This window comes from Pedobacter sp. Leaf250 (assembly GCF_920984735.1).
Classification (GTDB): Bacteria; Bacteroidota; Bacteroidia; order Sphingobacteriales; family Sphingobacteriaceae; genus Pedobacter.
The window spans coordinates 53,568-65,284 of the sequence record NZ_CAKLBU010000024.1 but is presented as its reverse complement, the minus strand read 5'-3'; the positions used below and the strand labels follow the sequence as shown (position 1 = coordinate 65,284).

8 protein-coding genes are annotated in these 11,717 nt (G+C 36.1%); 3 read left to right on the top strand and 5 right to left on the bottom strand.

What is annotated here, in order from left to right:
- Positions 1-255 precede the first annotated feature (255 nt).
- The 3 genes from odhB to LUA91_RS18080 all read right to left on the bottom strand — a co-directional run bounded on the left by odhB (position 256) and on the right by LUA91_RS18080 (position 5,938).
- Positions 256-1,485 carry a 2-oxoglutarate dehydrogenase complex dihydrolipoyllysine-residue succinyltransferase gene (odhB, locus tag LUA91_RS18090; protein ID WP_231427513.1) on the bottom strand — a complete coding sequence of 410 codons (1,230 nt, stop codon included), beginning with the start codon at positions 1,483-1,485 and terminating at the stop codon, positions 256-258.
- Between the two features lie 102 nt (positions 1,486-1,587).
- Entirely contained in the window at positions 1,588-4,377 is a 2,790-nt protein-coding gene (locus LUA91_RS18085) for a 2-oxoglutarate dehydrogenase E1 component (RefSeq protein WP_231427512.1), read from the bottom strand.
- A gap of 286 nt (positions 4,378-4,663) precedes the next feature.
- Entirely contained in the window at positions 4,664-5,938 is a 1,275-nt protein-coding gene (locus LUA91_RS18080) for a DASH family cryptochrome (RefSeq protein ID WP_231427511.1), read from the bottom strand.
- Between the two features lie 177 nt (positions 5,939-6,115).
- Between LUA91_RS18080 and LUA91_RS18075 the strand changes: the two genes are divergently transcribed.
- The 3 genes from LUA91_RS18075 (at position 6,116) to LUA91_RS18065 (ending at position 10,195) form a co-directional block, all read left to right on the top strand.
- Positions 6,116-7,759 carry a DUF4139 domain-containing protein gene (locus tag LUA91_RS18075; RefSeq protein ID WP_231427510.1) on the top strand — a complete coding sequence of 548 codons (1,644 nt, stop codon included), beginning with the start codon at positions 6,116-6,118 and terminating at the stop codon, positions 7,757-7,759.
- 198 nt (positions 7,760-7,957) lie between these two features.
- Positions 7,958-8,863: a TIGR01777 family oxidoreductase gene (locus LUA91_RS18070; protein ID WP_231427509.1), complete on the top strand. Its 906-nt coding sequence runs from the start codon at positions 7,958-7,960 to the stop codon at positions 8,861-8,863.
- A 33-nt stretch (positions 8,864-8,896) separates the two neighbouring features.
- Complete coding sequence (locus LUA91_RS18065) at positions 8,897-10,195, top strand: deoxyribodipyrimidine photo-lyase (protein ID WP_231427508.1); 1,299 nt, start codon at positions 8,897-8,899, stop codon at positions 10,193-10,195.
- Here the strand turns inward: LUA91_RS18065 and LUA91_RS18060 are convergent.
- On the bottom strand, positions 10,192-11,115 hold the full coding sequence (locus LUA91_RS18060; RefSeq protein ID WP_231427507.1) for an FKBP-type peptidyl-prolyl cis-trans isomerase: 924 nt from the start codon (positions 11,113-11,115) through the stop codon (positions 10,192-10,194). The genes LUA91_RS18065 and LUA91_RS18060 overlap by 4 nt on opposite strands.
- Complete coding sequence (locus tag LUA91_RS18055) at positions 11,116-11,607, bottom strand: FKBP-type peptidyl-prolyl cis-trans isomerase (RefSeq protein ID WP_231427506.1); 492 nt, start codon at positions 11,605-11,607, stop codon at positions 11,116-11,118.
- Positions 11,608-11,717: the final 110 nt, after the last annotated feature.

The following is an 11,717-nucleotide window of genomic DNA, read 5'->3' as shown; positions in this document are numbered from 1 at the left end:
CTCCTTCGTCTATCCTTTTGTTTTATCCAGGCTCGCTCTGCGGCCTTAAGTACTGTTCAGACTCCTGAGAATAAAATCGTGTGGGCTAAACCTTTTTTACGGTATAACTCAAAGTTTACCTAGCCTCAAATGGCCTCACACGAACAGTCAATATATTTTGCATAACAACAATATAATGACCTTTTTAAAATTCTCAGTAAAAATAAAAGCCTCAACCATAAGGCTGAGGCTTCATATTTTTGAGATTATAGTAGACTAAACGCCCAATAATAATCTAGCTGGATCTTCTAGAAGTTGTTTAACACGAACCAAGAAACCAACCGACTCACGTCCGTCGATAATTCTGTGATCATAAGATAAAGCAACATACATCATCGGACGAATTACCACTTCACCTTTTTCAGCAATCGGGCGCTCAATAATATTGTGCATACCTAAAATAGCCGATTGTGGTGCGTTAATAATAGGAGTTGACATCATCGAACCAAATACACCACCATTTGTAATAGTGAACGTTCCGCCAGTCATTTCTTCAATAGTTAATTTACCATCACGAGCTTTTAAAGCCAAGGCCAAAACAGATTTTTCAATTTCAGCTAAACTCATGCTCTCTGCATTGCGGATAACAGGAACCACTAAACCTTTAGGCGCTGAAACTGCAATAGAAATATCAGCAAAGTTATTGTAAACGATCTCTTCCCCATCAATACGAGCATTTACAGCAGGGAAATCTTTTAGTGCCTCAGTTACAGCTTTAGTGAAAAAGCTCATAAAGCCTAAGCCAACACCAAATTTTTCTTTAAATGAATCTTTATATTTTCCACGTAAATCCATGATTGGTTTCATATTAACCTCATTAAAAGTGGTTAACATTGCGGTTTCATTTTTAACAGAAACCAAACGTTTTGCAACTGTTTTACGCAATGGCGACATCTTTTCGCGACGTTCAGAACGTGCACCCGCAGGGGCTGCTGCTACAGCAGGAGCCGCGGCTTTTGGAGCTTCTGCTTTTTTGCCAGCTTCTGCTTTTACTGCATCATCCTTAGTAATGCGACCATCAACACCGCTACCTTTTACCGCAGCTGAATCAATACCTTTTTCAGCAAGAATTTTTCCTGCTGCAGGAGATGGCGTTCCTGTAGCATAACTTTCGCCTGATGATTTTTCGGCAACAGGAGCTGAGGTTTTATCTTCTGCAACTACTGCTTTTTCTTCTGCTTTTGGAGCATCATCTTTTGCAGGAGCTGCGCCACCATCTTCAATTTTACAAACTACTGCGCCAATTGCTAAAGTATCGCCTTCAGCAGCTATGGTTTTTAAAGTTCCAGCTTGTTCTGCGGTTAATTCGAAAGTAGCTTTATCTGATTCTAACTCAGCAATAACTTCATCCATTTCAACAACATCGCCATCGTTTTTTATCCAACGTGATAAAACAACTTCGGTTATCGACTCACCAACTGGTGGAACTTTTATCTCTAAACTCATATTTTTAAAATTGTAATTTTTTGCTGTTATTATGTTTGAAGGTTGAAATGTTAGAACATTTTAAACTCTAAACTTTCAACCTTATACTTTCTACTTTCAACCTTAATCGGCTTCTGCCATTTTTTTGCTTGCTTTTTTAGTAGCTTCTTTTACTTCCTCTTGTTTAATTGGAACCTCTAAAGCTTTAGCTAAAATGTATGCTTGTTGATTGGCATGTTGTTTTGCAAAACCGGTTGCTGTACTGCTACTTTCTTTACGCGAAATTACATCAATACCTTTTAAATCGGTTTTATATAGCTTGCGGAATAAATATGGCCATGCGCCCATGTTTTCTGGCTCTTCTTGTACCCAAAAAATCTCGTCAGCATTTTTATATTTTTTCTTAATTGCTTCCATTTGGTCAACAGGGGTTGGATATAATTGCTCTACACGTATAATTGCAACATGTTTAACTTTATCAGCCTGTTGTTTCTCAAGCAACTCGTAGAAAATTTTACCGCTACAGAAAACAATTCTCGTTACATCTGCAACTTTAACATTTACATCATCAATTACCTCTTTAAAGCCTCCCTCGGTAAACTCTTCTAACTTAGAAACACAAGCCGGGTGGCGCAATAAACTTTTCGGAGTAAATACAACCAATGGTTTACGGAAATCGCGTTTAAACTGGCGACGTAAAACGTGGAAGAAGTTTGCAGGTGTTGTACAATTGGTAACCTGCATGTTGTAATCTGCGCAAAGCTCCATAAAACGCTCAATCCGAGCTGAAGAATGCTCTGGTCCCTGACCCTCGTAACCGTGAGGCAATAACATAACCAAACCATTTTCACGTTGCCATTTTGTTTCCGCACTTGCAATATATTGGTCGATAACAATTTGCGCTCCATTAAAGAAATCCCCAAATTGAGCTTCCCAAATGGTTAAGGCATTAGGGTTAGCCATTGCATAACCATATTCGAAGCCTAAAACGCCGTATTCTGATAAATGAGAGTTGTAAATATCAAATGGTGCCTGTTGGTCTGAAATATTTGCCAATGGTACGTATTCTTCCTCGCTATCTTCTAAAGTTAAAACCGCATGACGATGAGAAAAAGTACCACGTTCTACATCCTGACCACTTAAACGAACACGTTTGCCTTCAGATAACAATGTACCATAAGCCAATTGTTCGCCCATAGCCCAATCGAAAACATTGGTTTCATTAACCATCTTGGTACGCTCTACAAATAGCTTTTCAATTTTTTTGAAGAACTTTTTATTTGATGGTAAAGTTGTAATGCGTTTACCAATTTCCAATAAAGTTGATTTTTTAACAGCTGTAATTGGTGATGTTAAGAAATCTTTTGGAGTAGCCATACGTAAATCTGCCCAAGCACCACCAAATTTTACCTCGGTATCGCCGGCAACAAACTCTTTGGCTTCATTTAAACGTTCCTGTAAAATTCCACGGAAATCTTTCTCCATTTCTTTTGCCAAGCCTGCCTCTAACTTACCTTCTTTAGTTAATTGCTCAATATAAATCTCTCTTGGATTTGGGTGTTTCTCGATAGTTTTATACAATAAAGGCTGAGTGAATTTTGGCTCATCAGACTCATTGTGGCCGAAACGACGGTAACATAAAATATCAATAAAAACATCATTTTTATATTTCTGACGATATTCCATTGCTAAATTAATCGCATAAACTAAAGCCTCAGGATCATCTCCATTTACATGGAAAACAGGAGATAAAGTTACTTTAGCGATGTCTGTACAATAAGTACTTGTACGTGCATCTTTATAGTTTGTGGTAAAACCGATTTGGTTATTAATTACCAGGTGAATGGTTCCACCGGTTTTGTAACCTTCTAATCCCGCCATTTGGATTACTTCATAAACAATACCCTGACCAGCAACCGAAGCATCGCCATGAATCAATATGGGTGCTAAACGAGAGTTATCACCACCATATTTAAAGTCGATTTTCGAACGGCTCATGCCCTCAACTACTCCATCAACAGTTTCTAAGTGCGATGGATTAGGGCAAAGACTTAAGTGAACACTTTTACCGGCAACTGTTGTTACATCAGTAGAATACCCTAAATGATATTTTACGTCGCCACCAAATGGAGTATCTGGATTGTAGCTCTTACCTTCAAATTCAGCAAAAATATCTTTATAGGTTTTTTGCATAATATTGGCCAACACGTTCAAACGACCGCGGTGCGCCATACCAATTACAAATTCCTCGATCCCTAAATCAGCACCTTTTTCAATTACTGAATCTAATGCAGGAATTAAAGCTTCTGCGCCTTCTAACGAAAAACGCTTTTGACCTAAGAATTTCGTGCCCAAAAAGTTTTCGAAACTTACTGCTTCATTCAATTTTCTAAGAATACGCTTTTTCTCATCCATAGAAAAATTAGGCGTATTGCGAGCACTCTCCATTTTACCCTGAATCCAGTTTAAAACTTCTGGTGTACGCAAGAATTTGAATTCAGCACCGATAGAACTGGTATATGTCTGCTTTAGAAAAGCAACAATATCTTTCAATTTAGCTGCACCAATACCAATTTCAACTCCAGAGTTGAAAACAGTTTCTAAATCAGCATCTGATAAACCGAAGTTAGAAAGATCCAAGCTAGGCTGATGTTTGCGTCTTTCGCGAACAGGATTGGTGTGTGTAAATAAGTGACCGCGACTTCTATATCCGTCGATCAGGTTTAAAACACTAACTTCCTTTAAAAATTGTTCTGGAGTTTCTGCTGTAACTTCAGAGCCTCTTCCAAAATCGAAACCTTCAAAAAACTTTTGCCAACCAAACTCAACTGATTCAGGATCTTGCTGATACGACTGATATAAAGAATCTATATATTCGGCGTTTTCGCCACTAAGATAAGATAAACTACCCATTATTAACTGTTTACTATAAGCGATACAAAATTAGAATTTTACCTTATATAAATGGTAAAAAACGAGATTAATTGCACAAAAAAATATATTTAGAAACATTCTGACTTTCAACAGCATTAGCGTTGATAGAAATAAATTAATTTATGATTATTAACAAGCAAAATATAAGCCAACAATTAATTATTGGATTTTTAAATCAGTAGACTTGAGATTGATTGGATTATAGATGAATCATTCATCAAACATTAACGATTCGAAATTCAATCTATCAATATTCAACTCTTTATTAAGAAGCCCAGGTTAAGGCATAATTCCCTTTGGGATCGAGATTTTTTATATTCTTATCCAAATCAAAAACACTTTTTGATTTTTGATCATTACCAACTCCGGCAACATTTGCCCAATTACCCCAATTGCTAGCCGGGTTGTAGTCGATTAATTTTTCTTCGAAATAAGCCGCTCCAAAAACCCAGCTCACTTCCAAATTGTTAATAAGATATAGAGCAGCGGTTTGCCTGGCAATGTTAGAAATAAAACCAGTTTGATTTAACTCTGTCATTACAGCATCAACAACAGCAAAGCCGGTTTGCCCATTCTTCCATTTATTGAAGTTTTCGAGCTCATTTTCTACATCCACCAAACCCTGGCTGCCAAATCCATTCGGATTAAAAAAGGTATTGCCATATTTTTTAAACATAAACCGGAAGTAATCCCTCCAAAGCAGTCCTAATAAAATATGGTTAAACATGGCTTTCGTATTTGGAACACCTTCCATTTTTTTAATTTCCCAGTATACTTTTCGGGGCGATAAACAACCCATGGCTAACCATGCAGAAAGTTTGGAAACTAAAATTAAGTTTTTGGCTGTAGCCGCTTGCTGCATGGCTACAATAACCTTTTGAAGATGGATTAATCCTTCTGCTTCGCCACCTACAAATTCAAAATCCGCACGTTGATCCTTTTGCTGGGAAAGTAAGTTCAAATCTTCAAGAGTTGAAAGTGTACCCCAATCGATAACCTCAGCAACATTGATTCGATCTGGTGCCAAAAAACAAGGTTTGATGATAGAATCTCTTTCAATTTTCTTTTTAAATTGATTAAAGGCATCGGGTATATCCTTTATCGGAAATGGTAAATCTTCCTTGTTATACAAAGTATGGCCGATAAAATGTTTCAGATTTACACGCAATTTCCACAATGCATTTTCTACCAATGTAGATACATGTGTTTCTTCTCTTGCAACTTCACGATGATGATAAACCTCTGTTATTTCATATTCCTGAACTAGTTGAGGAATAATATCTTCTGGATTTCCTTCTGCAATTAAAAGATTACCACCTATTTTTTTTAGTGATGACCGAAGACCTAAAACGCTTTCTAAAATAAATTCTGCCCTAATATTTCCCGTTTTCAGTGTTCCATATTTAGTTTCTCCAAATTGGCGGGGATCTAAAATATAAACAGGTAAAATTGAATCAGACTTAGCAATAGCCTCCACGAGCATTTCATTATCATGCAGACGAAGATCATTTCTAAACCAGACTAAAATTTTTTTGGACATATTTTATTTTGAAAAGTGTACTAAGGGAGTCATCACAAATTTATCTTATTTTTTATTGGCATCAAAAAGCTACAACTTTCTTTACAAATACCCAACAAAAAATAAATCATTATGGAATATTCTGGAATTGCACATCATTTGTTCGAATGCGATTTCAATACACATAATAAGAAAAAAATGAAACGAATCCTAATTGCGCTATTATTTCCGATTGCTGCCTTTGCACAGCAGCAAATTAAAACCAAGGCTAGTTTAGAAAGTGTAACCGTTTATAATAATGGCGCACAACTTATACATTCCGGAAAAGTGAATCTTCCCACCGGGACTTCAGAAATTGTAATCAATAATATATCAGGTAAGGTTAACGAAAATTCTATCCAAGTAAGCGTTTCTACTAGTGTTACTATTTTGGCTGTTCAATTCAATAAAGATTTTCTAAATACTGATGTAGCAAATCCTGAAATTAAAAAACTAAACGATAGTATAAAGATAGTTTCTGCAGAATTAACAAAGATCAAGAATGCAAAAACGATTGAAGAACAAACTTTAGTGTTATTGGATGAAAATAGAAAATCTGGTGGAACAAATAATGGAACCAATGTTGCAGAACTAATTAAACTGGCAGAATATTACCGTACGAAAAGCGCCGAAGTTAGAACTGCTATTTCTGCCCTGGCATTAACAGAAGATAAACAGAACCAAAAACTTAATGCTTTACAACAGCAGATTGCGGAGTTAAGAAACAGTCCGAATCAGCAATTGGGTCAATTGGTTTTACAGTTAATGTCAAAAGAAAATACCGAAGCTAATTATCAAGTTTCTTATGTTACACCTCATGCAAGTTGGTTGGCCAGTTACGATATTAAATCGGCAAGCACATTAAAACCATTAGGAATTGTTTATAAAGCAGCAATAACTCAAAGCACTGGATTGGATTGGAAAAAAGTTAAACTTTCATTATCTACAGGAAACCCTAACTACAATATAAGTGCGCCAAACTTAAACCCTTGGTTTCTATCTACTTATAACCCTATTGAACAAGCATTAGCTGGCAAGGCTTCAGGAATACGCATTCGGGGTATGGCCTCTCCAATACAATATGACGAGAAAAAACTAGAGGAAACCGTTGTGGTCGGTTATGGCGCCACAAGAAAATCAAAGCCAGAAGCATCAGTATCAACCATAAATAACTATACATCAGTTAATGAAACTCAACTTGGGGTTACATTTGATATTGATATTCCTTATGATGTAAATAGCGACAACAAACCCCACACGGTTGCATTTAAGGAATATGAAGTGCCTGCAAAATATAAATATTATGCAGCACCGAAACTCAGTAGCGATGCTTACTTATTGGCTGATGTAATTGATTGGGAAAAATTAAATCTTCAGGCAGGCAATGCGAACATCATTTTTGAAGGAACTTATACAGGCAAATCATTCATCAATCCTGCTAATATTTTAGACACTTTAAGTTTAAGTATGGGTAAGGATAAAAAAATTATCATCACAAAAGAGAAACAAGAAGGTTTTAGCAGTACAAAATTTATCGGATCGAATAAAAAGCAGCTTTTTACTTATTTGATTAAAATCAGGAATACTAAAAAAGAAGCTATCGATTTATCATTGAAAGATCAATATCCATTATCAACAGAAAGCGACATCGAAATTGAATTGATGGAAAGTAGTGGCGCCGAAGTAAACAAAGAAACAGGGATGCTTGCTTGGCAATTGAAAATTGCACCAAATGAAACCAAGACAATTAAATTAAGTTACACTGTTAAAGCGCCAAAAAGCAGAATTATTGCGGGGTTGTAATTTTCAGCATTAAGATACCCACATACGTGAGGATGACGGACCTGAAAAATTAACCTAATCCGTCATTTCCAATTGGGAATCTTAATGCCTGGAATAGTTAACAACAAATTATGATCCCCCACATACGCGATGACAAAGGCTGATCGATCTACTTCCTACTAAAGTCAAACCCTTTTGTATCTTTCGTGTTTTAAAAACATGGTAAAAAAGATTCTGATTACAGGTGCTACCGGATTAGTTGGTAAAGAACTAAAAAAGCAGTTGCTAAACAAGGGCTATGATGTTAATACACTTTCCAGAAAAAGGACTAGTGATCCAAATAACTTTGTTTGGGATGTATACAAAGGAACAATTGATGCCAAATGTATTGAAGGTATTGATTCGATTATTCATTTGGCTGGAGAACCTGTTGCAGATAAAAATTGGACTGACGAACGTAAAAAACAGATCATTGATAGTCGTGTAAAATCAACAGAACTTCTTTACCAAACAATTAAATCAAATCCCGGTCACCAAATTAAATCTTTTATTTCAGCCTCAGCAGTGGGTTATTATGGAGATTGTGGTGATGAAATTTTAACTGAAGACAGCTCAAATGGCTTTGGGTTTTTAGCCGAATGTTGTAAACTATGGGAAAATGCTGTTGATCAAGGTCATAAATTAAGTTTAAGGATAGTGAAGCTTCGTACCGGAATTGTATTAAGTAACGATGGCGGAGCATTGCCACAGTTAGATAAATCTGTTAAATTATTTGTTGGATCTGCTTTAGGAACTGGCAAACAATGGACACCCTGGTTACACGTTGATGATATGGTTAGCATGTACATTTATGCGATGGAAAACATTGAAATGGAAAGCGCCTATAATGCCTGCGCACCCTTCCCTGTAACCAATACAGGTTTGACAAAAGCAGTTGCCAAACATCTTAACCGACCATTCTGGCCAATTAAAGTCCCAAGAAAAGCTATCGAATTGCTTATTGGAGAACGTGCTGAAGCTGTATTGATGAGCAGTAATACATCAGCACAAAAAATATTGGATGCTGGATTTAAGTTTAAGTTTACGGATATAGACGAAGCACTCACCAATCTCTACAAAAAATAATCTAATTTTAAAGTCAAACCGATATTCTTTTATATGAATAAACCTTTGAACATTTTTTGGTTCCGACGCGATTTGCGGTTGGAAGATAATGCAGGCCTTTATCATGCCTTAAACAATGGCGAATCTGTACTTCCATTATTTATTTTTGATCAGAATATTTTAGATAAACTTCCTAAGGATGATGCCCGCGTAACTTTTATTTACGAAACCATTCAGGATTTAAAAAAGGAACTTCAAAAACACGGATCAGATTTATTGGTAAAATATGGTAAACCTGAAAAAGTTTGGCCAGAGATTTTAAAAGAGTATTCAGTTGAGCAGGTTTACACCAACCATGATTATGAGCCTTACGCCCGTGAACGCGATGATAGCATGGTCGAATTTTTAAACAGTGAAAAAATTGCTTTCAAAACTTTTAAGGATCAAGTGATTTTTGAAAAGGATGAAATTTTAAAAGCAGATAAAACACCCTATACCGTATTTACGCCTTTTTTTAAACAGTGGCATGCTAAGCTTAATGATTTTTACATAAAAGCTTACCCCACGAAAAAGTATTTTAAAAATTTGTATCAAACCAAATCTTTGTCGCTACCCGCGTTAAAGGATATGGGTTTCGAAAAAAGCAAACTTGATTTCCCCAAAATTAGCTATAAAAATAAATTGGACGATTATGCTAAAGAGCGAGATTTTCCAGCATTAAATAGCACCACCAGAATTGGATTGCATTTAAGATTCGGCACTTTAAGCATTCGCCAGGCAGCAAAAGATGCTATTGACGCAAAATCTAGCGTGTGGCTTTCGGAATTGGCATGGAGGGAATTTTACATGATGATACTTTGGCATTTTCCTTATGCTGCTTTTGATTCATTTAAAAAACAGTACGATAAAATTAAATGGCGCAACAATGAGCAGGAATTTAAAGCCTGGTGTGAAGGAAATACGGGTTATCCTCTTGTTGATGCAGGAATGAGACAACTGAATGAAATAGGTTGGATGCATAACCGGGTGAGAATGGTTGTAGCCAGTTTTTTATCAAAACACTTGCTGATTGATTGGCGCTGGGGCGAAACATATTTTGCTGAAAAGTTATTGGATTATGAAATGGCCAGCAATGTTGGTGGATGGCAATGGGCTGCGGGGTCAGGAAATGATGCGGCACCATATTTCAGGGTATTTAATCCCGAACTTCAGATGAAAAGATTCGATTCAAAAATGGAATATATTAAGAAATGGATACCAGAATATGGGACAAAAAAATATGCCCAACCAATAGTTGAGCATACATTCGCACGTGACAGAGTGCTTAAAGTTTTTAAAGAAGCGTTATCTTAATTGGTAACGCTAACAATTTCTAAATCAAACTCTATAGGTGTATTTTGTGGAATACTTCCACCATTTCCTCCGCTTCCATAAGCATAAGCCGAAGGAATAAACATCCTAAATTTAGTTCCTACCTTAAATTTTGGAACCATAACTCGCCATCCAAGAATAAGTTGAGATAAAACTGCAGAGTAACCATCAGCATTGGAATCAAAAACTGCACCATCTAATGTACGACCTGTGTATTTGATATTCACTGTACTTTCGACACCATTTACTACTTCTCCAGTACCTAAAGTATTTACGATATAATAAATACCACTAGGATCTTTGGTTGCAGTAAGTCCTTTAGATGTTAAAAATGTGGTGATTCTATTATCATCAAGCAAAGCTTGCTTTTGGTACGGATAAGTTGTAACTATCAAGTCGATCACTTCATTTGATGGGATATTTCCTGCGCCATTTCTACCGAAGGCTAAATATGATGGCATTAATATTCTTGCTACACCACCTGGTTTAAGCGAAAGTATTGCAGCACGAATGGCAGGAAAATCGTAAGCTCCAGAATTAGTTGAGGTAGCTAATGAAGAATTATAAAATTGATTTGTATATCCAACGAAAGTAGCTAAGTTTCCTAATAAAGGCGATTGTAAATAAGTAGCTCCGCTAGATAAAGACTTTACTGTTAAATTGTACAAAACAGAATCTGGATTTTTAAAATTGTTACCAGTTCCTGGTGAAGTTACCTGATAATAAAAACCTGATTTATCTGGATCAGGAATCATAGATGATGTTAAATTATTTTTAGAGATATATGAAGCTATTATTGCATTATCTGTAGTCTGTATAGTTTCATACTCTTTTTTACAAGCAGAAAAGAGAACGGTGACTACTAATAAAGTGAACAGGCTAAGTTTGGTAAATTTATTCATTTAGTTTGTAACGTCTGTAAGTGTTATGTTGAAATCGAGGATAGAATTTGCTGGAACTAATGATGATGGAGACCTTGTTCCGTAAGCATAATAGGATGGAATAATTAATCTGATTCTTCCTCCCTTTTGTATTTTAGGAATGCCGAATTGCCATCCTGAAATAACGCCACCTAACGAAAATTTTATAGGAGTTCCTTTTGTACTGTCGAAAACAGTTCCATTTAGCAACTTACCTTCATAATTTGAAGTAATTTGCGTAGCAGTGGTATAAGTAATAGTACCTGCTCCAGGTTCGATAATTTGGTAAAATATTCCTGAAGGATCTTTTACTCCTTGGATATTATTTGCTTTAACAAAAGCGCCAATGGCGGCAGTATCTGCTTTAAATTGAGGAGTTGGATCGTAAGCCTCACCTTCATCAGTTTTTTTACAGGCCGCAAATAAACCTATAACACAGAGCAATAATAATATATACTTGAATTTTAGCATCATCCGCAAAAATAAGCTTTTAATACGGATGCTACAATTTTTAACCAAATTTAACATTCAAGAAACGTTAAAGGTAGTAAGGTTAAAGGTACAAGGCTTGAATTGTTTGAAGA